Here is a 25154-nt window from a genome sequence, read left to right as displayed (position 1 = left end):
TTCACGCCTCCGGGAAGCTGAGTTCGAAGATCGCGCCGCCCTCTTCCGCGTTGTACACGCGCAGGACGCCGCCGTGGGCCTGGGCGACCCATCGGACGATGGACAGGCCGAGCCCGCTCGACCCGGCACCGCTGGTGAACCGGTCGAACGTCTCCTCGGCGACCGCCGCGTCGATGCCGGGACCGTGGTCCGCCACCGTCACCCGGCCGCCCGCGACGGTGATGTGCACGATCGCCTCGGACTCGGGACGCCGCCCGTGGCGGATCGCGTTGTCCAGCAGATTGCCGATGGCCCGCTGGACCAGCGCGGGGTCGGCGAGCACCTTCGTCGGTGCCGCCGTCACCGTCACCTGGGCGTCTTCCTGCGGCGTCTCGTCGACCACGCCGGTGACCAGCTGGTCGAGCCAGACCGGCTGGATGGCCAGTGACTCGACCCCCGCCGCGAGCCGGGCACGCACGAGCAGGCCGTCGATGATGGTGCCCATCCGGCCGGCCAGCCGGACCGTGCGCGGCAGCAGGTCGGCGCGGTCGGCCGGGTTGCGCAAGGCCGTCTCGGCCAGCGCGCGCAGCGCCGCCACCGGCGTGCGCAGGTCGTGCGCGGTCTCCGCGAGCAGGACCTCCTGCTGTTCCAGCGCGGCCGTCGCGGGGCGGATCGCCCGTCCGGACAGGACGTGCCCCGCGACGGCCAGCACCACGACGAGCAGCACGCAACCACCGACGACGAACACGACCAGCCGGTCGTGGCCTGCCTCCTCGTCCCGGGCGTCGGCGACGACGACCACCGCGCCGACGTACTGGCCGGCGGTGTTGCGGAACGGTTCCGCGCCGATCCTGACCAGCTCCCCGCCGGTACCGCTGCCGTAGCCGTCGAGGACGGCTTCGCTGCGGACCGCCTGGTTGGCCCAGGCACGCAGCTTCACGAGGTCCACGGGGACGCACGTCCCCGTGCTGGTGAAGTCCGCGAACCGGCCCGCGCCGGCGGACAGGACCGCGAACTGGGGGCACTGGGTGCTCACCGGGTCCTGGCCGACCAGCCCGGTCACGACCCCGTCGCCTTCTTTGACCAGCCGGGTGACCGCCGCGGTGACCCGACTGGTCCGGCCGTCCAGGCGCAGCTCGCGCTGCTGTGCGTCGGCCTGGACCGCGAGCCAGGCGAACACGATGAGGCCTGCCGCGTTGAGCCCGGTGAACAGCCAGGTGAGCAGCCGGCGCAGGCGGCGCAGCCGGTCGGCCGCCGATCGCCTCATCGGGCGGCCAGCCGGTACCCGCGCCCGCGCACGGTGTGGATCACCTCGGGTTCGCCCAGCTTCAGGCGCAGCCGCCGGACGACGACGTCGACCACATTGGACATCGGATCGGTCCGGCTGTCCCAGCAGTGCTCGATCAGCTCGTCCCGACCGACCGCCCGCCCGGGCCGCGCCAGCAGGAACTCGAGGACGGCGAACTCCTTGCCGCTCAGGGTGAGCAGCGTCCCGGCCCGGCGGACCTCACGGCGGGCGCAGTCCACTTCCAGGTCGTCGTGCCGCAGCACGGACGGCCGTCCCGAGCCGGAACGGCGGCACAGCGCGTGCACCCGTGCGGTCATCTCGGCCACGGCGAACGGTTTCACCAGGTAGTCGTCGCCACCGTGGTCGAAACCGGCCACCCGGTCGTCGAGGCTGTCGCGGGCGGTGAGGAACAGCACGGGTACCGCACAACCTTCGAGGCGGCGCTGGTGGACGTAGCCGATCGAGTCGCCGTCGGGCAGCATGCGGTCGAAGACGGCGCAGTCGTAGTCTTCGCCCGCCAGTTCGGCGTGCGCGCCGGCGAGGTCGGCCGCCTGACCGACCTTCAGCCCGGACGCGGCCAGCTCGGTGGTCACCGCCACCCGCAGGTCCTCGTCGTCCTCCACCACCAGCACGCGCGCGGCTGTCATCGGAACCTCGTGCGGGAACGCGGGCGGCTGGTCACGCTACGCTTTCGGCCATGCGCGTGCTGGTCACCGAAGACGACGAGGATCTCCGGGTGGCCGTGGAGGCCTCCCTGCGGGGTGCCGGGTTCGCGGTGGACGCCGTCGCCGATCTGCCGGACGCCGACGAAGCGGTGAGCGTCAACGCCTACGACTGCGTGGTGTTCGACCGCATGCTGCCCGCGGGCGATTCGCTGGCGTACGTGACGGGCCGCCGCCGGAGCGGCTGGGACGTGCCGGTCCTGTTCCTCACCGCGCGGGACACCGTCGCCGACCGCATCGCCGGGCTGGCCTGGGGCGACGACTACCTCGTCAAGCCGTTCGCGATGGCCGAGTTCCTGGCCAGGGTGCGGAGCCTGTGCCGGCGCAGCACCACCGGCCCGGCCCCCGTCCTGCGGTTCGCCGGCCTCGAGCTGGACACCGGCCGCCACGAGGCCCGCCGCGGCGGCGTCCTGCTCACCCTGACCGGCAAGGAGTTCGCGGTCCTGCACCGCCTGCTCGCCACGCCGGGCGAACCGGTCCGCCGCGCCGAGCTGATGGCCGCGGCCTGGGACGAGCTCGTTCCCCCGGCCGCCAACGTCCTGGACGTCCTGATCGCGCAGCTGCGGGGCAAACTCGGCGAGCCACGGGCGATCCACACGGTCCGCGGAACGGGTTACCTGCTCGGCCAAGCCCGGGGGAACGGTTAGCGCGAAAAGCCCGTCATCGTGTGCTCGCATCCCGGCCCCCTCATCACCGTAGTTCACCGGCCGCCACGCCGAGCCGATCGGTCAGGCCGGTGCCGGCCGCATCAGGACCGCGTTCCACCAGTCCACCCTCACCCGGGGGCGAGCGGCGGGTCGGGGAGTTCGAGCCACTCCAGGTCCATCGGCACCAGCGTCGTCGACAGCACCAGTTCGCGCAGCAGGTTCACGGTCAGGGTCAGCCCGACCGGCTCCCCCACCTCCTCGCGGCGCAGGCCGTGCACGCCGGCGTCGGAAAGGCGTTGCCGGACGCGGGAAACGAGGTGCTCGACGCGCTTGGCCGTCCAGTTCTCGCGCGGTCGTCGTTCGGCGAGCTCGGCGGCCGCCTGCTGGCGGGACAGCGGCAGCGGGTGGGGGTCGTAGCCGAGGTAACGCTGCCCGAGAACGGCCAGCACGAGGTGCTCCTCCGGGGACAGCCGCCAGCGTTTCGGCGGCGCTGTCGGGTGGGTCGGGCGGCGCGTGGCGACGAGGGCGTCGCCGTCGGAGACGAGCAGTTCCAGGACGTGCTCGCGGGTGCCGCGCAGGAACAGCGCGGTGTAGCCGTCGGCCAGCGGCAGCGGTTCACTGTCGCGGTGCAGCAGGATGCTGTCGGACAGCCGGATCGGCGAGCGGCCGGTGTTGCTGAGCCACCAGCGGTCCCGTTCGCGCACGAGCCGCCCGTGGACCCGGCTGATGCGCACGTCTTCCTCGCCGACGCAGACGTCGACCTCCAGCCGGTTGCGCCCGAAGGTCACCAGGCTGCCGGGTGACGGCGGCACCGCGACGCCGCCGGTGACGGTGAGCGCGCTCAACGTGCCCGGTGCGGCGCCGTCGACGCCGTGACGCAGGCTGCGCTGGTGGTGCGGGTCGAGCCGTCCGCTGGTCACGGCCACCTCCGTTCGTAGGCGCCGATGTCGAAGCCCGCGCCGGCGGGCCGGGCGACGCCGTCGAGGTCGAACACGGGCGCGCGCCGGGGGCTGCCGGCGTCGACCGCGGCCGAGCCCTCGGCGAGGTGGTAGTCACCGTGGGCCGGATCGGCGAATCCCGGGTTTCCGGCGAAGTTGTGGTCGGCGGCGAACGGCCCGGTGTCGACCGGTCCGTCGCCGAACACGTTGTTCCGCAAGGTGTTCGTTCCGGTGAACCGGTCGGCGTCGATCAGCAGGGAGCCGCGGGCGTTGCCGTCGAAGGTGTTGTTGACGATCGTCAGGTCCCGCATGGTCCCGGTCGACTCGGTCCAGAGGCTCAGCCCGGCCTGCGCGTTGCCGGTCGAAAGGTTGTCGAAGACCCGGATCTCCGACAGCAGGCGGCTTTCCGAATAGTCCTCGACGGCGAGCCCGATCCCGGCCTTGGTGGCCTCGCGGGTACCGCCGACGGCGTTGGCGTAGACGTCCACAGTGGACGAGGAGTCGACGTAGATGTCCGGGCCGCGGTTGCCGGTGACGACGTTGTGGTGGATCTTCACCCGGGCGGCATCGTCGTACTTGACGTCGATGCCTTCCTCGCCGTTGTCGTGCACGCGGCAGCCGGACACCTCCACGTCCGACGAGCCCGAGGCGATGCTCAGCGCTTCGTGATCGGCCGCGGTGCCGCGGGCGTTGGTGCCGCGGATGTCGCAGTTCGCGACGCGCACCCGCCGGGTGCCGACCAGCACGAGCCCGCCGTCGCGGGAGCCGTCGACACCGAACCGGTCGAACACGAGGTCGTGGGCGCCCTCGGCGTACACGCCGAAGCGGGCCGAGCCGGCCACGCTCACGTCGGTGAACTCCAGCCAGCCGTGTCCGCCGACGGCCAGGCCGCCGGCGCCGGTGAGCACCGCGGTACCGCCGACGCCGGTGAACCGGATCGGGCGGCCCGGGGCGCCGTCGCGGTGAACGGTCAGCCCGCCCGGGTAGGCGCCGGCCTCGATCGCGACCGTGTCGCCCGGACGGGCTGCGTCGGCCGCGGCCTGGACTCCCGCGTACTGCCCGTGCGGCCCCACCCGCAGGGTCCGCGCCATCGGTCCGGCAGCCCCCTCGGCTGCCGGACCGGCCACGCCCAGCACCAGGAGCACCACGCCGGCCAACACCCGTATCGCCACTTCTCGTCCCGCCTCCTCCGGCCCCGGCTCACTGTCTAGCCGAGGTGGCCGGGGACCGGTCCCCGGTTCAGGGCAGCCGCCGGACGAGGGCCTCCGCCAGCGATCGCGCCGTACCGCACAACGCGTCCCCAGTAGCCGCCGAGGTGTCCTCGACCGAGACCACCGCGACCTCCTCCCGATCCGGAGGAGTGCCGCGCAGCACCGGCAACGCCGGGGTGTAGCGGCGGTGCACGACCGTGACCGCGCACTCCGGGTGCCCGCCCTGGACCGGCGCCACGACGGCGTTGCGGTTCCCCACTTGGATCCGGTCGCCCGGCACGTCCTCGTCCGCTTCGACCGGCCATTCCCGGCTGAACTCCACGCTGATCGTGCGCGGATCGTGTTCCCAGGTGCAACCCCAGCCACCGAACCCGCGGTCCGGCGGCGTGCTCCGGCCCAGCACACCGGTCGTCGTGGCGTCGTCGAGCAGGCCGCAGGCGTCGACGCGCACCAGCGACCCCACCGGCAGTTCGGCACGCCGCGGCAGGGGCCCGTTGGCGAGCTTGGCCAGCACCCCGGACAGCACCGCCTCCGAAAAGGTGCACACCGGCGCGTCCTGCGCGCGTTCCAGCGCGCGCGAAGTGATGACGATCCGGTTGGCGTCGGCCAGCGAAATGGCGCGCGCACAAGCACCCTCGCGGGGCTCGGGATACTCGATTTCGCCCATCTTGCCGGGCACCGGCGGCCGGGGCGGGTACCGCAGCGGGCCGGTCAGGTCGAGCCGGGTCTGCACCTTCCCGGCGTCGTTGAACAACGTCGTCGTGACCACGCAGGTGCCGAAGTTCAACACCTCGGGGTCCACGAACGGCTCCCCGAACCCGGTGAGCGAGTTGAGCGCGATCGCCGCGCACGGGTCGGTTCCGCCCGGGTCGGCGCCGAGGGTGTTCGCCCCGGCCGGCGCGCCGCCGGCGTTCGTCCCGGCCGGTGCGCCGCCGGTGTTCGTCCACAGCGGGCGGCCGAGGACGAACCCGGCCACCAGTGCGGCCACCGCCGCCACCGCGGCCCCGGCGAGCAGCCGGCGACGCAGGTGGCGTCGCGGCCGCCGGGGCACGGGCGCGTCCACCGTGAGCAGCGTGACCGCTTCGGCGGCGCCGGGCCGGTCGGCCGGGTGCCGGGCCATCAGCGCGGCGAGCACCGGCGCGAACGGCCCGGCGCGCTCGGCGGGTGCGGGCCGTCCGGCGGCGGCGCGGCGCATCTGCGCGAACGGGCCGTCCTCGCCCGACCCCCACGGCGACCGGCCCTCGATCGCGGCGTAGAGAGTGGCCCCCAGCGAGAAGACGTCCGAGGCGGGCCCGGCTTCGGCGCCGTCGGCCACCTCCGGCGCGACGTACCCGAGCGTGCCGGTGAGCTGCGCGCCACCGGTGCGGGTGACTTCGGTCCAGCGGGCGATGCCCAGGTCGGTGAGCTTGGCGACGTCGTCCGCGGTCACCAGGACGTTGCCCGGCTTGACGTCGCGGTGGACGATGCCGCGGGCGTGCATGTCCGCGAGCGCCCCGGCGAGCTGCACGCCGATCCGCCGGACCCGCTCCTCGGGCAGCGGCCCGTCGTCGTCGACGAGCTCCTCGAGGCTCCGCGCGGCCAGGTACTCCGTGACCAGCCACCGGGCGTCCCCGTCGACGACCGTGTCGAACACGGTGACGACGTTCGCGTGCAGCAGCCCGGCACCGATCCGCGCCTCACGCCGGATCTGCCCGGCGTCCTCGCCGAGCGCCCGCTTGAGCGTCACCTGCCTGCCGAGCTCGAGGTCGACCGCCCGCCAGACGACGCCCATCCCACCCCGGCCGAGCTCCTCCTCCAACCGGTACCGGTTGGCCACGACTCGCCCCTCGCTCACGCGAGCAGTGTACGAAAGCCCGTGTCCACCCGCTGACCCCGCGTCACCGCGGCGGCGGGCCGCCGACGAACGGCACCAGCCACAGGAGGTGGAGCAGCGTGCCGGCGGTGGAGAGCGACGAAACGCGGCCTGGGCGCCCGGCCGGTGGCCGTCGACCGGTTGACCGCAGATGCCCACCTCGACCTGCTCGCCGAAGGCGCCCGCGAACTCATGGCGCAGCACGAAGACGGCGGCGGCCACCCCGTCTCGCCGGCAGCGGACCGCACGGTGTCGTTCGACCAGCTCGCTCGCGACCATCCCGCCACGCCGGACACCTGACACTGGTGGCTTGGCCGGCTCCCGAACCCGTGCCGCTGACCCTCCAGGACGACGGGGCCGAAGCCATCGCACGGGACTCGCTCGCCTGCCCCGGACGCGCCGTGGTGACAACGACCCCGGTCCCCTGGCTCAGGACGTCTTCCGGCCGCGCCACGGGTTGAACGCGAAGGCGCCGGTCAGCGTCGCGCCCTCGAAATCAGCCCTGCCGTCGAACGTGGCGCCGTCGAAGAGGACACCCTCGTCGAAGGCCGTGCCGGCGAAGTGCGCATCACCCGCGAACGTCGCGTTTCCGAACTCCGCTCGGCCGGTGAAGGTCGTCCGATCGAAGCACGCGCCACCGGCGAACGTCGCGCTGCTGAAACCGGCGCTCCGGCCGAAGGCCGCGTCGCCGAATCGGGCTTCGCCGTCGAACGTCGCTCGGCTGAAGCCCGCGTGGGCCGTGAAAGCAGCGCGCTCGAAGGTCGCGCCACCGGCGAACGCAGCACTGCCGAAGCCGGCGCGATGCGCGAAACTGGCGTGTTCGAAGGCACCTCCGTCGGCGAACGTCGTGTGCCTGAAGCGAGCGTCGCCGGCGAAGGTCGCTCCGGTGAACGTGGCAGCTCCGCCGAAGGTGCTGTCCCGGAACCTCGCCTCACCACGAAATCCGGCCGCGCGAAATCCCGCGCGCGCGGTGAAAGCGACGCCGGCGAAACCGGCGTTGCCCTCGAACGTCGTGTTCTTGAACTGAGCATCGCCCCCGAAGACGGCCCCGCCGAACTGCGCGTTGTCCGCGAAAGCCGCATCACCGAACTGAGCGCGCGCCGCGAAGGTCGTCGAAGCGAATGAGGTCGCGCGCGAGAACTTCGCGGCGCCGAACCGGGCTTCTCCCGTGAACTTCGCCGCACCGAACCGGGCCGTGCCGACGAAGGTCGTCATGCCGAACCGGGCATTTCCGGTGAACGTCGCGCCGCCGAATCGGGCGTCTCCGGTGAAGGTGGCGCCGCCGAACGCGGCGTCGCCGGTGAACGTCGCACCGGCGAAGCGGCCATTGCGCAGCCGGCAGTTGCCCAGGTTGAAGTCGACCAGGTGGGCGTTCGTGAGGTCGAGGTCGATGTCGTCCCAGAACACCCGGCCGTCGGGTGACAGGTGGTCGGCGAGGATGCGCTGGGCCGCGAGCCGGACTTCGCCGTCGCGGGATTCGTCCGACATGCGCAGGTGCGCGCACACCACGTTCACGATGCTCTGCCGCTGGCGGCCGTTGTTCTGCGCGAGCCGTTCCAAGGCGTAGAGGCCGGCCAGACGTACCGAAGCGTCGGTGGAGCCGAGCTGGTCGGCGGCCTTGGTGTAGAGCTCCGTGAGGTTCTTCTCGATCGCGTCGTGCTCGCTGTGCCATTGCCGGCGCACCGCCAGCAGCAGCGCGAAGACCCCCGTGGTGCCCGCGCCGATGCCCAGCCCGGTCTTGATCGCCTCGACCCGCGCGGCGCCGGGGTCCTTCGCCGAAGCTGCCTCGCCGAGGAGCCAGCTGGTGGCGACCCAAGCCACGACCACCACCACAGCCGCGGCGCAGACGACGAACCACCAGCTCAGCCCCGGTGCCCGCCCGCCACGCAGCATCCTGCGGCCGGACGCGAGCCACCGGCCTGGCTTGATCTCCCACCTCGTCATGTCTGGTCAGTCGCGCGGCTCAGGAGCGGTGCAACAAACCTCGTCAGCCCTCCGTCGCGGCCTGCCACCGCCGCTCGAACTCCGCCTCGTCGATCTCCGTCGGGGTCAGCGCTCGCTGGGCGGCCAGGTCCTCGAACGGCGGGAGCGGTACCTCGCTGAGCCCGGTCTTGCCGGTGGACTTCCAGTCGTCCGCGTAGTGGTGCGTGCCGTCCGGGAAGACCTCGACCTTGCGGACCTCCCAGCGGTCGTCGTCGAGTTCGCTGTAGATGTCCGCCGGGGCATCGGGTGCGTCGTGCTGCCAGTGCACGTGCAGGTAGTCCATGTCGGGTCTCCGGTTCAGCGCTGCCGCGGGGGCCGGGGGCGGGCCGCGTCGCCCCAGTCTTCCTGGCCCATGCTGCTGCCCAGGTGGGGGCCCTGGGGGTTCGGGCCGTGGCTGACGTGGGCGTCGCCGATCTCGACCGGCCTCGGGTTCGGGTGGTTGGTCGGCTGGTCGTTGTGGTGCACCACGTAGACGTCCGGCCGGTGGTCGGACTGCGAGATCGTGTAGCCCTGGCTCTCCAGCGCGGACGGGCTGACCTCGATGTGGTGCGTGAAGCTGGCGCCGGAGCCCGGGTTGAGCACCAGGGCCTGGGAAAGCCCTTCCTGCGACAGCTGTCCCGGCGCGATGTTGGTGAAGTAGCCGCCCGAGCCGTACCGGGCGTGGGAGCCGACCAGCGGGTTGTCGGGGGTGCCGTGGGTCCACGCCGAGGGACGGACGTGGCCGCTGCCCATGATGCCGTTCATGCCGGCTTCGTTGGTGTAGTGGTAAAGGCTGCCGTTCGGGTTGTCCGGCGTGTGCGGCACCGTCGCGTGCGGCGTCGTCGGCAGCGGGTTGTCGTAGTACGGCGGCGGCGGGCGGTTGTTGGTGCGCGGCGGCCGGCTCGGCCCGCTCGTGTTCCCGTTGCCGCCACGGCCGTTGCCACCCCGGTTGCCACCGCCGCCCCGGTTGCCGCCGCCACCGCGGCTGCCCCCGCTGCCGGACGCCGCGGCGGCGTCGGAGCACGGCGTCAGGCCGGACGGGTCGATCCACGCCAGCGGGTTGGCGACGTACGCCTGCGGGTTCGCCCCGCCCGCCAGGCCCAGCGGGTCGACGCTGAGGAAGCGCGCGGTGCCCGGGTCGTAGTAGCGGTGGTAGTTGTAGTGCAGGCCCGTTTCGGCGTCGAAGTACTGGCCGGGGAACCGCAGCGGCGTCACCTCGGGCGCGTTGTCCAGCGCCCGGCCCCAGATCGTCTGCGGCTGCTGGCGGGCGACCGCGCCGTCGAGCCCGACCAGCTCGGTGGGGGTGCCGACGACGTCGGTCACGATCGCGAAGAACCGCTGGTCGAGCACCTGCTGGAAGCCTTCCGGCCCGAGCAGCCGCTCGCACTGCAGCAGCGGGAGCTCACTGCCGGGCTCGACGTCCCAGCTCAGCAGCCGCCGCTGGCCCGACGCGGTCAGCCGGTGCTCCTCGGCCAGTGCCGGGCCGTCCCAGGTGAAGTCGATCTGCTCGGCCACCGCGCCGTCGGCCGCGAGCCGCTGCTTCGCGACCCGCCTGCCCAGCGGGTCGTAGCGGTAGCGCCACTGCTGCCCGTCCGGCGTCGTGACGCCGGTGAGGCGGTCCTCGGCGTTCCAGGTGAAGCGCCAGACCTGCGGCCGGCCGTCGAGCCCCGGCGCGGTGCGTTCGACGAGCCTGCCCTGCCGGTCGTGGGTGTAGCGGGCCGCGCCGGCGGCGGTGATCCGGCCACCGGCGTAGGTCCGGGGCCCGGCGAGCGCGTCCGGGACGGCACCCGCCTGGACGCCGGTCACGTTGCCCGTGCTGTCGTAGCTGTAGCGCTCGGCGTGCGTGGCGCCGGTGACCGCGCTGACCCGGCCGAGGGGGTCGAGCTCGAACGAGCGGGTGCCGGCGGCATCGTGCGTCGCGACCAGCAGGCCGTCGTCGCGGTAGTCGTAGGCACGCCGGTGCACCAGCGCGCCGCCGGCGCCCGCGACGGTCTGCGCGGCGAGCCGGCCCGCCGCGTCCCAGTGCCGGCGCAGGTCCGCGACGCCCCATTCGCGCTGGACCTCACGGCCCGCCAGGTCACGGCGCAGGCTCATCGTGTGCCCGCCCACCCGCAGCCCGATCGGCGCGCCGGCGCCGTCGTAGGCCCACTCGCCGGTCAGCCCGGACGGGAGGACGCGCCGGACCCGCCTGCCGAGCACGTCGTACTCCGACCGCACGGTGCGGCCGTTGCAGGTCTCGGACAGCACCCGGCCGAGCGCGTCGTAGGTGAAGGTGACGTCGGCGTCGGCGTTGACCGCGCGCAGGAGCCGGCCCGCCGCGTCGTAGGTCCACCGGGTCACGTCCGCGCCGGCGCGCTGCTCGACCACGCGGCCCAGCGCGTCCCGGGTGAACTCGAGCGTCTCGCCCGCGCCGTTCGTGCGGCTGGTCAGGTTGCCCGCCGCGTCGTAGCCGTAGCGCAGCACGCGCCCGTCGAAGTCCGTTTCCTCGACCAGGTTCCCGGCCGCGTCGTGGCGGTACTCCCACCGGCGGCCCTGCTCGTTGCGGACCGAGACGAGCCTCAGCTCCGTGTCGTGCGTGAACTCCATCCGGCTGCCGTCCGGCGCGATCCGCGCGGACGGCAGGTCGAACCCGCCGACCTCGTGCAGCGTCCGCGCGCCGGCGGCGTCGCGGTACTCGCGGAGGTTGCCCTCGCCGTCGTAGGACCAGTGCTCGGTGGCGCCGCCGGGGCGGGTCACGCGCATCGGGCGGCCCTCGACGGTCCACGCGTAGCGGGTGGTCTCCCCGCCCGGGGCGGTTTCCGCGACCAGGCGGCCGAAGGCGTCGTACTCGAACGTGCGCACCGCGCCGGTGGGCCCGGTGACCGACTCGGCCAGGCCGCGTGCGTCGGAGACGATGGTCGTCCGCCCGCCCGTCGGGTCGACGATCGAGGCGAGGTTCCCCAGGCTGTCGTAGCCGTAGGTGGTGCGGGCGCCCGCCGGGTCGACGGCCGCGACCAGCTCGCCGAGTTCGCCGTACTCCCGCGTCGTGCGCGCGCCGTCGACGTCCACGGTGAGCACCGGCCGGTGGTGCTCGTCGTACCGCGCCGAGTCGGCGGTGCCGTCCGGGTAGCCGATCGCGACCAGGTCGCCGGCCTCGTCGTAGGTGTAGGTGGTGGCGCCGCCGAGTTCGTCCGTGCGGACCAGCAGCCGGTGGTGCCGGTCCCACTCGTTGCGGACCTCGTGCCCGAGCGGGTCGATCTCGCGGCTGACCTGGCCCCACTCGGTGAAGTGGTAGGTGATGACCGCGCCGAGCGAGTTGGTCGCCCGGGTGACGCGCGCGGCGGCGTCGTACTCGAAGGTGTAGTCGAGGTAGCCGCCGTCGCCTTCGGTGCGTACGCAGCGGCCGGCGGCGTCGTAGTGGTAGCGGTAGGAGACGCCGTTGCGGTCCTCCCAGCTCGTGATCCGCCCCTCGGCGTCGTAGCCGAAACGCAGCGGGCGGCCGGAGGAGTTGACCACCTCGACGAGGCGCCGGGCGTCGTCGTAGCGGTAGCGGACCAGCGGGAGGTCGGCCGGGGTGCCGTCCGGCAGCCGGGCGCCGCCGACCAGGCTGAGCCCGGTGACCAGGCCGCCACTGGACTCGACGCCGAGCAGGTAGCCGCCGGAGTGCGCGATCGTCGTCAGGAGGCCCGTTTCGTCACGACCGAAGTCGATGCGGGCACCGGAACCGCGCAGCATGGCGGTGACCGGCAGCTCCGCGCGGCCGGTCGCGGCGAACAGCAGCGTCTGCGACAGCTCGGGCATGGTGACGGTGAAGCCGCCGTCCGCGGTGCGGGCCAGCGGCCAGCGGGGGCCGAACTCCGGCAGCACCGACCCGGTGGCGCCCGGCAGCGGGTAGGTCATCAGCGCGCCGTCCTCGGCGGCGAAGCTGATGCCCGCTTCGTCCACCTCCAGCCGCTGGTCCAAAGTGGACGCCCAGGTCGCGCCGAACGACCGCCCGCAGCGGTAGTCCGAGAGGTGCGTGCGCGAGACGATCAGCGGAAGCGCGGCCCGCAGCTCGACATCGGTCTGCGGCAGGAACATCCGCCCGCTCGCGACGTCGATGGGGTCACCGCAGTCGGGCAGGTCCCGCGTGGGTGTGGAGTTGTGCGGCGGGTTGCTGTTGCCGCCGCGGACGCCGTCGTTCGCACCCGACGTCGACGTGGAGTCCGACGGCCCCCGGCCCGGCGGCGGCGTGGTGTCCGGCGTCGGGTGGGCACCGGACGGAGTGGTCGAATCGCCACCCTTGGGCGGCGGGGTGTGGTCGCCGGAGGGGGTCGTGGAGCCGTTCCCCTTCGGCGGCGGCGAGTGGTCACCGGACGGGGTCGTGGTGCCGCCGTCGGGCTTCGGCGCCTTCGGCGTGCCGTCGATGTGGCTGACCTTCGGCGGCGGCCCGGCCTTGCCCGGCTTGATGTTCTTCAACGCCTTCGCCGCGTCGCCGAACAGGTCCCCCGCCCGCTTCAACAGCGGCACCAGCGCCTTCAACGCCGTGACCAGCCGCTTCACCAGATCGGCGATCTTCGACGCCGTCTTCGCGACCGCCCCGATCACCTGCGGCACCACCCACGTCAACCCGATGCCAAGGGTGAACACCACCTGCAGCGCCCAGCTGATCAGGTGCCCGATCAGCTCCGCGATGATGTCCCGCACCAGCGCCCGCACCGCGGCAACGACCTCACCGGCGGTCTTCACACCGCTGGAGGCGCCTTCGCAGCCCTTCTGGGCGGTCCCCAGCAGGTCCACGGCGTCCTGCGTCCGCTGCCGGTAGGCGTCCGCGGCCGGGCCGGTCCAGGCCTGCAGGTCGGCTTTCACCATGTCGCCCAGATCGGTCCCGACGGCCTGCAGCTCGCCCGCGACGTTCTTCCAGGTCTCCGACTGCGCCGCGATCTCGTCGGCGTTGCCGGTGAGGCCGTCGAGCGCCTGCTTCAACGGCCCGACGTGCTCCATCAGCCACGCCACCCCGGCCGCCAGGACCGCGCCGAACGGGTCCATCGCCATGGACAGGGCGTCCAGCGCGGTACCCACGGCACCCATCGCGACCGACGCCCAGTCCCCGCTCTCGATCGCCGACTTCAGGTCGGCGGCGCTCTCCAGCAGGGAAATGCCCGAGTAGGCCTTGGTGGAGTCCTGGGGCTGAGCGACGAGGGGGTTGGTCACCCGTTCATCCTAACGACGGCGTGTCCCGGTGATCACGCGCAACCACCGGGTCGCCTCAAAGGCCGCCGGGGAACGTATTTACGGGCAACCGGAACGCCCGGGTTCGGCCGACTCGTGAGCTTTGCGGCGTTCCCGCCGCAGCAGCCCTCGACGGAACCGATATCGCCCGCGTATCGAAAACCGGATACGGGCTCGCAACCCCGCCCCGTCTTGACTGGCCCGCATGACCGACAGTCAGCGAGCACCGGCCCGTACGCGGGTGCCGGTGGGGATCGGGGTCACCGTCTACGGGTGCGAACCCGATGAAGCCGCTCTCTTCCGGGAGCTGGCCGTCCACTGTGGTGTCACGCCCACCATCACCGAAGCCGCTCTCTCCGAGCGCACGGCCGGGCTGGCCGCCGGGAACCGGTGCGTCAGCATCGGGCACAAGAGCGAAGTCACCGGTCCGGCCTTGCGCGCGCTCAGCCGGGCCGGGGTGGAATACGTGTCCACCCGGAGCGTCGGCTACAACCACATCGACGTCGAATACGCGAAGTCCGTCGGCATCACCGTGGAAAACGTCGCCTACTCGCCCGACAGCGTGGCCGACTACACGTTGATGCTCGTGCTGATGGCGATCCGCGGTGCGAAATCCGTCCTCCGGAAGGCGGACGTCCACGACTACCGGCTCAACGACGTCCGCGGGAAGGAACTGCGCGACCTGACCGTCGGGGTCGTCGGCACCGGACGGATCGGCGTCGCCGTCATGGATCGGTTGCGGGGGTTCGGGTGCCGGATCGTGGCGCACGACAGCGTGCCGCGAAACTCCGCCGATTACGTTCCGCTCGACGAGCTCCTCCAGGTGAGCGACATCGTCACGCTCCACGTCCCGCTGAGCGCGGACACGCACCACCTCCTCGACCGGCGGCGGATCGCGCGGCTGAAGCGGGGTGCGTTCGTCGTCAACACCGGACGCGGTCCGCTCCTCGACACCGGCGCCCTCGTGCGCGGGCTGGAAAGCGGGCGGCTGGGCGGGGCCGCGCTGGACGTCGTCGAGGGCGAGGAAGGCGTCTTCTACGCCGACTGCCGGGGAAAGCCCATCGAGAGCGAAGCGCTGGTGCGGCTGCAGGAACTGCCGAACGTCGTGCTCAGCCCGCACACCGCCTACTACACCGACCACGCCTTGAGCGACACCGTCGAAAACAGTCTCGTCAACTGCCTGAGCTTCGAAAGCGGGAACCACCATGGCTAAGCTGAAAGTCGGGATCCTCTTCGGGGGCGCGTCCGAGGAGCACCCCGTCTCCGTCAAGTCCGCCCACGAGGTCGCCAAGCACCTCGACGCCGAAAAGTACGAGCCGGTCTGGATCCGGATCACCAAGGACGGCGCCTGGGAACTCTGCGACGGTCCCGGCGCGGAGCCCGGTAACCCGGTCGTGCTGTCGCCGGACGGCTTGCTCGTCCTCGACGGCGGGAAGTACGAGGTGATCCGGCTGGACGTCGTCCTCCCCGTGCTGCACGGCCGGTTCGGGGAAGACGGTGCGGTGCAGGGTTTACTCGAACTCGCCGGCGTCCCCTACGCCGGTTGTGACGTCACCGGTTCCGCGCTGTGCATGGACAAGTCCCTCACCTACCTGGTCACCGCGAGCGCGGGCATCGCCACCCCGAACCACTGGGACGCGGGCGAAATCCCCGACACGCTCTCGTATCCCGTCTTCGTCAAGCCCGCGCGGTCCGGATCTTCTTTCGGGGTCAGCAAAGTGTCCCGGGCGGAAGACCTGCCGGAAGCGGTGGAAGCCGCGCGGCAGTACGACGAGAAGGTGCTGATCGAGGAAGCCGTGGCCGGCGAAGAAATCGGGTGTTCGTTGCTGGGCATCGGTTCCGACTTGATCGCGGGTGAACTGGACCGGGTCGCGCTCACCCACGGGTTCTTCAAGATCCACCAGGAGGAGAACCCGGAAAGCGGTTCCGAGAACTCGGCGTTCATCGTGCCCGCGGACATTCCGGCCGAGGCACGCTCGCTCGTCTTGGAGACGGCGAAGGCCGTCTACCGCGCGCTGGGGTGCCGGGGGCTGGCCCGGGTGGACATGTTCCTGAAGGACGACGGGACCGTCGTGCTCAACGAGGTCAACACCCTGCCGGGCCTGACCTCCTACAGCCGCTACCCGCGGATGATGGCCGCGGCCGGGTGGTCGCTCGGGGACGTGCTCGACCGGCTGATTTCGCTGGCACTGAAAGGGAAATCGCGGTGAACGGCGACTTCGTCTTCGTGGACGAGTTCGCGCCCGGGATCCGCTGGGACGCCAAGTACGCCACTTGGGACAACTTCACCGGCAAACCCGTGGACGGCTACCTGGCCAACCGGGTCGTCGGCACCAGGGCGTTGTGCGCAGCTTTGGAGCGGGCCCAGGAGAGAGCCGAAACCCTCGGGTTCGGGCTGCTCCTGTGGGACGGCTACCGCCCGCAGCGGGCCGTCGACTGCTTCCTGCGCTGGTCGCGGCAACCCGAGGACGGGCGGACGAAGCCGCGGCACTACCCGCGCATCGCCCGGGGCCAGATGGTCGAAAAGGGTTATGTGGCCGCGAAATCCGGGCACAGCCGGGGCAGCACGGTCGATCTGACGCTCTACCACCTGGCCACCGGCGAGCTCGCCGCGATGGGCGGCGGCCACGACCTGATGGACGCCGTCTCCCACCACGGGGCGGCCGGGATCACGCCGGCCGAAGCGGCGAACCGGCGGGACCTCTGCGCCGTCATGGAGTCGTGCGGGTTCCGCCGGTACGACCGGGAATGGTGGCACTACACGCTGAACGACGAGCCGTACCCGGACACGTACTTCGACTTCCCGGTGCTCAGCGCGGCGCGGCCGGCACCCGCACCGTGACGCGGAGGCCGCCGGCCAGGCGCGGGGTCAGCGTGAGGGTGCCGTCGTGGGCGCGGGCGATGCTGCGGACGATCGCCAGCCCGAGGCCGACCCCCGCGTCGTCGCGCTGCACGCGTTCGGTGCCGCGCTGGAACGGCTCGGCGAGTGTGGCCACCAGGTCCGGCGGGAGCGGCTCGCCGGTGTTCTCCACGGTGAGCTCGACGCTCCCGGCGTGGACGCTGGTCTCGACCCACACGATGCCCGCTTCGGGCCGGTTGTGGACGATCGCGTTGTGCACCAGGTTCGTCGTCAGCTGCAGCAGCAGCGCGGCCGAGCCGGTCGCGGTGGCCGGTTCGCCGGACACCGAGAGGGTGACGCCGCGTTTCTCCGCGAACGCGAGCAGCGTCTCGGCGGCTTCCTCCGCGACCAGGGACAGGTCGACGGGCTCCGGGGTGAACGACCGCTGGTCGGCGCGGCTGAGCAGCAGGAGCGCCTCGGCGAGGTCGATCGCCCGGGTGTTGACGGCGTCGAGGCGGTCCACGAGCTCGTCGACGTCGCGCTCGCCGTCGTCGCGGGCGACTTCCAGGAGCGTCCGCGTGATCGCCAGCGGGGTGCGCAGTTCGTGGGACGCGTTGGCGGCGAACCGCCGCTGTTCGGCGACCTGCGCTTCGAGCCGGGCGAGCATGGTGTCGAACGCGTCGGCGAGCTCGCGGAACTCGTCCCGGCGGCCCGGCAGCCGGATCCGGTGCGAGAGCGAGCCGTCCGCGGCCGTGCGGGTGGCGTCGGTGACGCGGTTCAGCGGGGCGAGCAGCCGTCCGGCGAGGAACCACCCGCCCACCAGGCCGAACACCAGCAGGAAGAGCAGGCAGGCCGCCGCGGACGGCGCGAAGGCCCGGATGAGGACGCGGCCGGGGGGTGCCATCACCACCGGCATGAGCTCCCGGCCCAGCTGCTGGTAGTTCAGCAGGAACAGGCCCACCGCGGCGAGCAGCAAGATGCCCGTGAGCATGACGAACCCGGCGTAGCTGAGGGTCAGCTTGAGGCGGACGCTCAGCCCCGGCGCCCTATCCACGGTCCGCCTCGATGCGGTAGCCGACGCCGGGCACGGTGGCGATGATCCCGGGTTCGCCGAGCCGTTTGCGCAACGACGACACCGTGATCCGCACGGCGTTGGTGAACGGGTCGGCGTTCTCGTCCCACGCCCGTTCCAGCAGGTCCTCGGCGCTGACGACACCCCCTTCGGCGGCGACGAGGACCTCAAGCACGGCGAACTGCTTCCTGGTCAGGGCGACATAACGGCCGTCGCGGAAGACCTCGCGGCGGAACGGGTCCAGTCGCAGGCCGGCGATCTCCCGCACCGGCGGCCGGTTGTGGGCGCGGCGGCGGTCGAGCGCCCGGAGCCGCAGCACGAGCTCCCGCAGCGCGAACGGCTTGGTGAGGTAGTCGTCGGCGCCGAGCTCGAACCCGGTGGCCTTGTCGTCGAGCCGGTCGGCGGCGGTGAGCATGAGGATCGGGGTCCCGCTGCCGGAGGCGACGATGTGCCGCGCGACCTCGTCGCCGGACGGGCCGGGGATGTCGCGGTCGAGCACGGCGATGTCGTAGGTGTTGACGCTCAGCAGCTCCAGGGCGGTGTCCCCGTCGCCGGCGATGTCGGCCGCGATCGCCGCCAGGCGCAGGCCGTCCCGGATGCCTTCGGCCAGATAGGGTTCGTCCTCGACGACCAGCACACGCACGCTCCCGATCGTACGAGCCGGTTCCTATCGGCGGCGTATCGAAAACCGGATACGGGCCCGCAGCACGGCGTTTCCTTGACTGGGCGCATGACTTCTCGCGAACTGGTCGTCCGCGGTGCCGTCCCCCGCCCGGTGTCCGTCTTCGACGACGAGACGCCGGCCGTCGTCAACCTCGAGCCGGACCTGCTCGCCGCCCTGCGCCGGGCCGCGGCCGACGCCGCGCGCGACGGCGTCGAGATCCTCGTCAACGGCGGCTGGCGAGCCCCGGCCTACCAGGAAGAGCTGCTCCGCCGGGCCGTCGCGGAGTACGGCTCGGAACGGGAAGCGCGCCGGTGGGTGGCCACGCCGGACACCTCCGCGCACGTCTCGGGCAACGCCGTCGACATCGGACCCGCGGCCGCCCGGCAATGGCTGGCCGAGCACGGTGCCGGGTACGGGCTGTGCCGGATCTACCGCAACGAGCCGTGGCACTACGAGCTGCGCCCCGAAGCCGTCGAGCACGGCTGCCCGCCGATGTACCCCGACCCCAGCCACGACCCGCGGACGGGCTTCAGGACGTGATGGTCGGCAGTTCCGGCGCCGCCACGTCGTAGACCTTGCCGTCCTGGGTGAGCAGCGCCGCCAGGACCTTGGCCTTGCGGTCGGTCTGCTCCGCCGTGCCCCAGCGGACGATCTTCCCGCTCGACAACGTGAACTCGACGCTCGCCGGCGTCTTGGCCGTCGCCGTCGTGACCTGCTTCAGGAGCTGCTCCGGGATCACCCCGAGCACCGCCGTCACCGCGCGGGTCACCGGGTCGTCCGCGGACACCTTGGGCAGCTTCAGTTCCGGCAGGCCCGGCGGGCGGGCCGCGACCGTCTTGAACACCACGCCGCCGCCGTCGACCAGGTGGACGCCGTCGCCGCCGGGGCCGCTGTCGAAGAACGCGATGGCCGTGCGCTCGGTCACCGTGATCTCGACCGTGTTCGGCCAGGAGCGCGAGACCTCGACGGTGGCGATGCCCGGCATCCCCGCCACCCGGTCGCGGATCTCGTCGGCGTCCAGGCGCAGCAACGGTTTCGCGGCCGGGACCGCCGCCACCGCGCGGATCTGGTCCGCCGTCACCGTGCGCGCACCCGACACCGCGACGTCCTTGACCCCCAGCATCGAGCTGAAGAACAGCAGGTAGACGCCCGCGACGACGGTCAGCACGGTGAGCAGCGCGACCCACCGGCGGCGGATCTCGACCTGCCGGGTGGGCCGGTTGCGCGGACTCGACGGCACGCGCGCGGCGCGGGTGCGGCGGCGCTCCTCTTCGGAGCGCCGCCCGCGCCGTTCCCGCGCCAGGGCGGCGCGATCCCGCTCGTCCTCTTCGGACGGACGGCGGCGTTCCCTGGTCGGACTCATGGTGTCAGCGCTTTTCCAGCTCGGCGAGGATCTCCGGCCCGAGCTGCGTCACGTCCCCGGCGCCCATGGTGACGACGAGGTCGCCCGGCTTCGCCAGCCCGGCCACCAGCGGCGCGGCGACGTCGAACGCCGGCTCGTAGTGCACCGGCTTGGTCACCGCGTCCGCGATCAGCGCGCCGGTCACGCCGGGCTCGGGTTCCTCGCGCGCACCGTAGACGTCCAGCACGACGACCTCGTCGGCCAGGGACAACGCCTCGGCGAACTCGGCCGAGAACGCCTTCGTCCGCGAGTACAGGTGCGGCTGGAACACCACGATCACGCGGCCGGACCCGGCCGCCGTGCGCACCGCGCGCAGCTGCGCGGACACCTCGGTCGGGTGGTGGGCGTAGTCGTCGTAGACGCGGACGTCGCCGGCCCGGCCCTTGAACTCGAAGCGGCGCCGGACGCCGCCGAACGCCGCGAGCCCGTCCGCCAGCTCGGCCGCGGGCGCGCCCAGCTCGATCCCGGCGAGCAGCGCGGCCACGGCGTTCAGCGCCATGTGCTCACCCGGGACCGCGACCCGCACCGACAGCTCGGAGCCGTCCGTCTCGAGCCGCACCAGGCCGCCGTCGGGCGTCGGGACGTAGTCCAGGATCCGCGCGTCGGTCGCCGTGCGGCCGTAGCGGCGCACGCGGACGCCGAGGTCCGCGGCCTGCCGGCCGAGTTCGTCCGCCCCGGGGTCGTCGGCGCAGACGATCAGCAGCCCGCCCGGCACGATCCGGCTCACGAAGTCGGTGAAGACCTTCGTGTAGGCCTCGGCCGTGCCGTGGTGGTCGAGGTGGTCCGGCTCGACGTTCGTGACGACCGCGATCGACGGCGAGTAGTTCAGGAACGAGCCGTCGCTCTCGTCGGCCTCGGCGACGAAGATGCCGCCCTCGCCGTGGTGGGCGTTGGCGCCGGACTCGTTGAGGTCGCCGCCGATGGCGAACGACGGGTCGAGCCGGCAGTGCTGCAGCGCGACCGTGAGCATCGACGTCGTCGACGTCTTGCCGTGCGTGCCCGCGATGCAGGCGACGCGGTGGCCCGCCATCAGCCCGGCCAGCGCCTCGGCGCGGTGCAGCACCGGGATGCCGGCAGCGCGGGCCGCGGCCAGCTCGGGGTTGGTCTCCTTGATCGCCGTCGAGACGACCACCGCGGACGGCGGCTCGGGCAGCGACGAGATGTTCGAGGCGTTCTGGCCGACGAACAGCTCCGCGCCCTGGGCCCGCAGCGACAGCAGCGCGCGCGACTCCTTGGCGTCCGAGCCCGACACGAAGGCCCCGCGGGCCAGCAGGATCCGCGCGATGCCGGACATGCCGGCGCCGCCGATCCCGATCAGGTGCGCCCGGCGCAGCCCGGCGGGCAGCTCAGGCTGTGCTGGCTCAACCACGGGCGGCCTCCAGGACGATGCGGGCGAGGGTCTCGTCGGCCTCGCGGTGGCCCATGCCGGCCGCGGCCGCGCTCATCTTCGCGACGCGGTCGGCGTCGGTGACCAGCGGGACGACCAGGTCGGCGACCTTGGCCGGGCCGAGGTCGGCGTCGTCGACCATCAGCGCCGCCCCGGCATCGACGGCGGGCCGCGCGTTGGACGCCTGCTCGCCGTTGCCGATCGGCAGCGGGATGAACACCGCGGGCAGGCCGACCGAGGTCACCTCGGCGACGGTCATCGCGCCCGACCGGCAGATCGCGACGTCGGCGGCGGCGTAGGCCAGGTCCATCCGCTCCAGGTACGGCACCGGCACGTACGCCGGCTTGCCCGGGAACTCCTGGACGACGAGCGTGTTCTTCGGGCCGTGCGCGTGCAGCACGCCGATCCCGGCGTCGGCCAGGTCCTTCGCCGCGCCGGACACCGCGGCGTTGATCGACTGCGCGCCCTGCGAACCGCCGAACACCAGCAGCGTCGGCGCGTCCGGGTCCAGCCCGAAGTGCGCGCGGGCCTCGGCGCGCAGCGCGGCCCGGTCCAGCGACGTGATCGACCGCCGCAGCGGGATCCCGACGACCTCGGCCTTCGGCAGCGGCGTCCCCGGCACGGCGACGGCGACCCGCGCCGCGAACCGCGCGCCGACCTTGTTGGCCAGGCCGGCCGACTTGTTGGCCTCGTGCACGACGATCGGGACGCGCCCGCGCGCGGCCAGGTAGGCCGGCAGGGCGACGTAGCCGCCGAAGCCGACGACGACGTCCGCGCCGACCCGGTCCAGCACCTCGCGGGTCTTGCGCACCGAGTCGCGGACCTTCAGCGGCAGCCGCAGCAGCTCCGGCGTCGGCTTGCGCGGCAGCGGCACCGGCGGGATCAGCTCCAGGTCGTAGCCGCGGGCCGGGACCAGCTTGTTCTCCAGGCCGCGCTCGGTCCCGAGGGCGATCACCGTCGCGTCCGGGCGCAGCCGCTTGACGGCGTCGGCCAGGGCGAGGGCGGGTTCGATGTGTCCTGCGGTGCCACCTCCGGCGACCACGACCACGGGCGCTCTGCCCGCGGCGGCTCGCTCGGTTCCCTTGACGGGCTTACTCACCAATGACCTCTCCGGTTCGCGGTACTCCGGGTACCACGGCTCGCTGTTGTCCGCGCGGCCCCGCCGCGAGACGTGCTCGTGCGGGTCGTGCTCGTCCGTGCCGCGCTGCGGCGCACCGGTTCGCGGACCGACCTGCGTCGTTCCTGTGCCGGGGCGGGCCGCGCCGCACGGGGCGCGGGCCTGGCCGCCTTCGCCCCGGTGCGCGCCGCACCCTTGCGGGTGGCGGGCGGGCGGTACGGATCGGGCGCGGGCAGCCGCAGCAGGCGTCCGAATTTACCCGGCCCCTGTGTGCGCAGCGCGGCCACCGCCTCCGGTTCGTGCCGGGCGGCGTTCGCGAGCACCCCCATGATGAGCATGGTGATCACCAGCGACGTCCCGCCGTAGGAGATCAGCGGCAGCGTGACGCCGGTGACCGGCAGCAGGCCGACGACGTAGCCGATGTTGATACCGGCCTGGGCCACGAGGAACACCGTCAGCGTGCCGGAGACGATCCGGATCCACGGGTCGATGTTGCGGGTGGCGATCCGCAGGCCCACGATCGCGACCCCGGCGAACAGGCTGAGCACCACGGCGCAGCCGATGAAGCCGAGCTCCTCGCCGATCAGCGCGAAGATGAAGTCGTTCTGGACGTTCGGCAGGTAGCTCCAGCTGGCCGCGCCCTGGCCGAGGCCCTTGCCGAACAGCCCGCCGTCAGCGAGCGCCAGCTTGGCCTGGTTGGCCTGGAAGCCCTCGGCGCTGGTGTCGGCGTCCGGCGAGAGGAACGACATGACGCGGGCGAGCCGGTAGGGCGCGATCAGGGCGAGCACGAGCACGCCGGCCAGGCCACCCGCGAGGATGACCCCGAACAGCCGTTTCGGCGCGCCGGCGAACCACAGCAGCGCCAGCAGGACGACGGCGAGGGTGACCGTGCCGCCCAGGTCGGGCTGCAGCATGACCAGGGCGAACATCAGCAGCGCGATGGGCACGACCGGCACCAGCAGGTGCCGCCACTGGTGGATCACGTTGTACTTGATCACCAGGATGTGCGCGCCCCAGAAGGCCAGCGCGACCTTCGCCGCCTCGACCGGCTGGAAGGTGAAGTCGCCGAGCCGGAACCAGCCCTGCGAGCCGTTCACCGTCGACCCCAGCGGCGTGAGGACCAGCACCAGCAGGCCGAGGCAGACGACCGTCGCGGTGGCCGACATCGCGCGGATCCGCTCCAGCTTGACCCGCAGGCCCAGCCAGAACACGACCGAGCCGATGGCCACGAACACCAGGTGCTTGATGAACAGCGAGTACACGCCGCTGCCGGTCTTCGGGTTGTAGGACTCGACCGACGACGCCGACAGCACCATGACGGCGCCGATCACGGTGAGCACGCCGGTGAGCGCGAGCACGAGGTGGAACGACGCCAGCGGGCGCGAGAGCCACGCGGTCAGCGCGGACCGGAAGGCGACGAAGCCGCTCTCCTTGCGCTCGCGGCGCGGCCGCTTCGGCGGTGTCTTGGGCTTGGGCTCAGTGACCGTCACTCGGCTCCCCCGCTGCGTCGTCGAGGAGGACGTGCACCGCCGCGGCGAACGCGTCGCCGCGCGCGCCGTAGTTCGGGAACATGTCCAACGACGCCGCGGCGGGTGCCAGCAGCACCACGTCACCTGGCCGGGCCATCGCGCTGGCCGCACTCACCGCCGCAGTCATGGGTTCATGGTCACCCGGACGGAGGCTGTTCACCGGGACATCCGGCGCGTGTCGCGCGACCGCGGCGGCGATCACGGGTGAATCGACCCCGAGTAGCACGACTCCGCGCAGGCGGCCGGCGATGCTGCTCACGAGTTCGTCGACCGAAGCGCCCTTGAGCTGGCCCCCGGCGATCCAGACGATGCTCTGGTGCGCCCGCAGCGACCCGGCGGCGGCGTGCGGGTTGGTCGCCTTCGAGTCGTTGACGTACCGGACGCCGGCGACCTCGGCCACCTCGACGGCCCGGTGCGGGGCGGGCTGGTACTCGCGCAGGCCCTTCAGCACGGCCTCCGGGGAGACGCCGTGGGCGCGGGCCAGCGCGGCCGCCGCGAGGGCGTTCGAGACGTTGTGTGGGCCGGCCGGGCGGACGTCGGCCAGGGTGGCCAGCTCCTCGGCGCTGGTCGCCGGGTCGGCGACGAAAGCACGGTCGACCAGCAGGTCTTCGACGATCCCCAGCTCGCCCGTCCGCGGGGTGTCGAGCTGGAAGCCGATCCGGCGGGCGTCGGCGCTGGCGTGCTCTTCGGCGATCCGCGTGGACCACTCGTCGTCGGCGTTGTGCACGGCGACCTTGGCGCGGGTGTACACCCGGCCCTTCGCGGCCGCGTACTCGTCCATCGAGCCGTGCCAGTCGATGTGGTCCTCGGCCAGGTTCAGCACGACCGCCGCGTCCGGGGCCAGCGTCGAGGACCAGTGCAGCTGGAAGCTCGACAGCTCCACGGCCAGCACCGTGTACCCGGCCCGCACCGCGTCAAGGGCCGCGTAACCGATGTTCCCGCAGGCCACCGCGTTGCTGCCGGCCGCCTTGAGGATCGACTCGAGCATGCCGACGGTGGTCGTCTTGCCGTTGGTGCCGGTCACCACGAGCCAGGACGGCGGGTGCTCGCGCAGCTGCCCGACCCGCCAGGCCAGCTCGACGTCGCCGATCACCTCGACGCCCGCCTCGGCGGCGGCGACCAGCAGCGGCGACGCCGGCCGCCAGCCGGGGCTCGTGACGACGAGGACGACGTCTTCCGGCGGCTCGGTCAGGCCCGGGACCAGCTCGGCACCCAGGCCGTCCAGCTCGGCCAGGCGCTCGGCGTTGCCGTCGGTGACCGTGACGCGCGCGCCCAGCTCGATGAGCACGGGCACGATCGACTTGCCGGTGACCCCCGCACCGGCGACGAGAACGTGACGACCGGCGATGTCCACG

At 72.7% G+C, this 25154-nt stretch carries 21 protein-coding genes; 6 read left to right on the top strand and 15 right to left on the bottom strand.

What is annotated here, in order from left to right; translation table 11 throughout:
* Position 1: 1 nt before the first annotated feature.
* Positions 2-1246, bottom strand: coding sequence for a sensor histidine kinase (locus tag SD460_RS32590; protein ID WP_290062315.1), 1245 nt, complete (start codon positions 1244-1246; stop codon positions 2-4).
* Entirely contained in the window at positions 1243-1914 is a 672-nt protein-coding gene (locus SD460_RS32585; RefSeq protein ID WP_290062314.1) for a response regulator transcription factor, read from the bottom strand. Before SD460_RS32585 ends, SD460_RS32590 begins: the two co-directional genes overlap by 4 nt.
* Before the next feature lie 50 nt (positions 1915-1964).
* On the opposite strand from SD460_RS32585, the gene SD460_RS32580 reads away from it, so the two are divergent.
* Entirely contained in the window at positions 1965-2636 is a 672-nt protein-coding gene (locus SD460_RS32580) for a response regulator transcription factor (protein WP_290062313.1), read from the top strand.
* Between the two features lie 128 nt (positions 2637-2764).
* Here the strand turns inward: SD460_RS32580 and SD460_RS32575 are convergent, their stop codons facing one another.
* From SD460_RS32575 to SD460_RS32565, 3 genes are all read right to left on the bottom strand, one after another.
* A complete protein-coding gene (locus SD460_RS32575) occupies positions 2765-3556 on the bottom strand; it encodes an FHA domain-containing protein (RefSeq protein ID WP_290062312.1) in 792 nt (263 codons plus the stop codon).
* Positions 3553-4746: a right-handed parallel beta-helix repeat-containing protein gene (locus tag SD460_RS32570; protein WP_318307183.1), complete on the bottom strand. Its 1194-nt coding sequence runs from the start codon at positions 4744-4746 to the stop codon at positions 3553-3555. The genes SD460_RS32575 and SD460_RS32570 overlap by 4 nt, the downstream gene beginning before the upstream one ends.
* Before the next feature lie 67 nt (positions 4747-4813).
* Positions 4814-6619: a serine/threonine-protein kinase gene (locus SD460_RS32565; RefSeq protein WP_318307182.1), complete on the bottom strand. Its 1806-nt coding sequence runs from the start codon at positions 6617-6619 to the stop codon at positions 4814-4816.
* Between the two features lie 159 nt (positions 6620-6778).
* Here SD460_RS32565 and SD460_RS32560 point away from each other — a divergent pair, with 159 nt between their 5' ends.
* The gene (locus SD460_RS32560; RefSeq protein WP_290062563.1) at positions 6779-6937 is read left to right on the top strand and encodes a hypothetical protein; all 159 of its coding nucleotides are present in this window, start codon (positions 6779-6781) and stop codon (positions 6935-6937) included.
* A 129-nt stretch (positions 6938-7066) separates the two neighbouring features.
* Here the strand turns inward: SD460_RS32560 and SD460_RS32555 are convergent, their stop codons facing one another.
* The 3 genes from SD460_RS32555 to SD460_RS32545 are packed head-to-tail and all read right to left on the bottom strand — an operon-like array spanning position 7067 to position 13771.
* Complete coding sequence (locus SD460_RS32555) at positions 7067-8581, bottom strand: pentapeptide repeat-containing protein (protein WP_290062564.1); 1515 nt, start codon at positions 8579-8581, stop codon at positions 7067-7069.
* 43 nt (positions 8582-8624) lie between these two features.
* The gene (locus SD460_RS32550; protein ID WP_290062565.1) at positions 8625-8903 is read right to left on the bottom strand and encodes a DUF6881 domain-containing protein; all 279 of its coding nucleotides are present in this window, start codon (positions 8901-8903) and stop codon (positions 8625-8627) included.
* Positions 8904-8917: 14 nt separating this feature from the next.
* Positions 8918-13771 carry an RHS repeat-associated core domain-containing protein gene (locus SD460_RS32545; RefSeq protein ID WP_318307181.1) on the bottom strand — a complete coding sequence of 1618 codons (4854 nt, stop codon included), beginning with the start codon at positions 13769-13771 and terminating at the stop codon, positions 8918-8920.
* A 223-nt stretch (positions 13772-13994) separates the two neighbouring features.
* Between SD460_RS32545 and SD460_RS32540 the strand changes: the two genes are divergently transcribed.
* The 3 genes from SD460_RS32540 to vanX are packed head-to-tail and all read left to right on the top strand — an operon-like array spanning position 13995 to position 16631.
* Complete coding sequence (locus SD460_RS32540) at positions 13995-15002, top strand: D-isomer specific 2-hydroxyacid dehydrogenase family protein (RefSeq protein ID WP_290061931.1); 1008 nt, start codon at positions 13995-13997, stop codon at positions 15000-15002.
* A complete protein-coding gene (locus tag SD460_RS32535; RefSeq protein WP_290061930.1) occupies positions 14995-15999 on the top strand; it encodes a D-alanine--D-alanine ligase family protein in 1005 nt (334 codons plus the stop codon). Before SD460_RS32540 ends, SD460_RS32535 begins: the two co-directional genes overlap by 8 nt.
* Entirely contained in the window at positions 15996-16631 is a 636-nt protein-coding gene (gene vanX, locus SD460_RS32530; RefSeq protein ID WP_290061928.1) for a D-Ala-D-Ala dipeptidase VanX, read from the top strand. The genes SD460_RS32535 and vanX overlap by 4 nt, the downstream gene beginning before the upstream one ends.
* Here the strand turns inward: vanX and SD460_RS32525 are convergent.
* Positions 16600-17682 carry a sensor histidine kinase gene (locus tag SD460_RS32525; RefSeq protein WP_290061926.1) on the bottom strand — a complete coding sequence of 361 codons (1083 nt, stop codon included), beginning with the start codon at positions 17680-17682 and terminating at the stop codon, positions 16600-16602. The genes vanX and SD460_RS32525 overlap by 32 nt on opposite strands.
* A complete protein-coding gene (locus SD460_RS32520; RefSeq protein WP_318307180.1) occupies positions 17675-18343 on the bottom strand; it encodes a response regulator transcription factor in 669 nt (222 codons plus the stop codon). Before SD460_RS32520 ends, SD460_RS32525 begins: the two co-directional genes overlap by 8 nt.
* An 87-nt stretch (positions 18344-18430) precedes the next feature.
* On the opposite strand from SD460_RS32520, the gene SD460_RS32515 reads away from it, so the two are divergent.
* Positions 18431-18904, top strand: a complete 474-nt coding sequence (locus SD460_RS32515; protein WP_290061922.1) for a M15 family metallopeptidase — start codon at positions 18431-18433, stop codon at positions 18902-18904.
* Here the strand turns inward: SD460_RS32515 and SD460_RS32510 are convergent.
* From SD460_RS32510 to murD, 5 genes are read right to left on the bottom strand one after another with little or no spacing between them, the layout of a single operon-like run.
* The gene (locus tag SD460_RS32510; protein WP_290061920.1) at positions 18894-19727 is read right to left on the bottom strand and encodes a cell division protein FtsQ/DivIB; all 834 of its coding nucleotides are present in this window, start codon (positions 19725-19727) and stop codon (positions 18894-18896) included. The genes SD460_RS32515 and SD460_RS32510 overlap by 11 nt on opposite strands.
* Positions 19728-19731: 4 nt before the next feature.
* Entirely contained in the window at positions 19732-21135 is a 1404-nt protein-coding gene (gene murC / locus SD460_RS32505; RefSeq protein ID WP_290061919.1) for a UDP-N-acetylmuramate--L-alanine ligase, read from the bottom strand.
* Positions 21128-22252 (bottom strand): undecaprenyldiphospho-muramoylpentapeptide beta-N-acetylglucosaminyltransferase, encoded by a 1125-nt coding sequence (murG, locus tag SD460_RS32500; protein WP_290061932.1) that lies wholly within the window; start codon positions 22250-22252, stop codon positions 21128-21130. Before murG ends, murC begins: the two co-directional genes overlap by 8 nt.
* Entirely contained in the window at positions 22249-23760 is a 1512-nt protein-coding gene (gene ftsW, locus SD460_RS32495) for a putative lipid II flippase FtsW (protein WP_318307179.1), read from the bottom strand. Before ftsW ends, murG begins: the two co-directional genes overlap by 4 nt.
* Positions 23747-25153 carry a UDP-N-acetylmuramoyl-L-alanine--D-glutamate ligase gene (gene murD, locus SD460_RS32490; RefSeq protein ID WP_290061979.1) on the bottom strand — a complete coding sequence of 469 codons (1407 nt, stop codon included), beginning with the start codon at positions 25151-25153 and terminating at the stop codon, positions 23747-23749. Before murD ends, ftsW begins: the two co-directional genes overlap by 14 nt.
* Position 25154: the final 1 nt, after the last annotated feature.

This window comes from Amycolatopsis solani, assembly GCF_033441515.1.
In the GTDB taxonomy this organism is placed as follows: Bacteria; Actinomycetota; Actinomycetes; order Mycobacteriales; family Pseudonocardiaceae; genus Amycolatopsis; species Amycolatopsis solani.
This window is presented reverse-complemented; position numbering and strand designations above follow the sequence as displayed.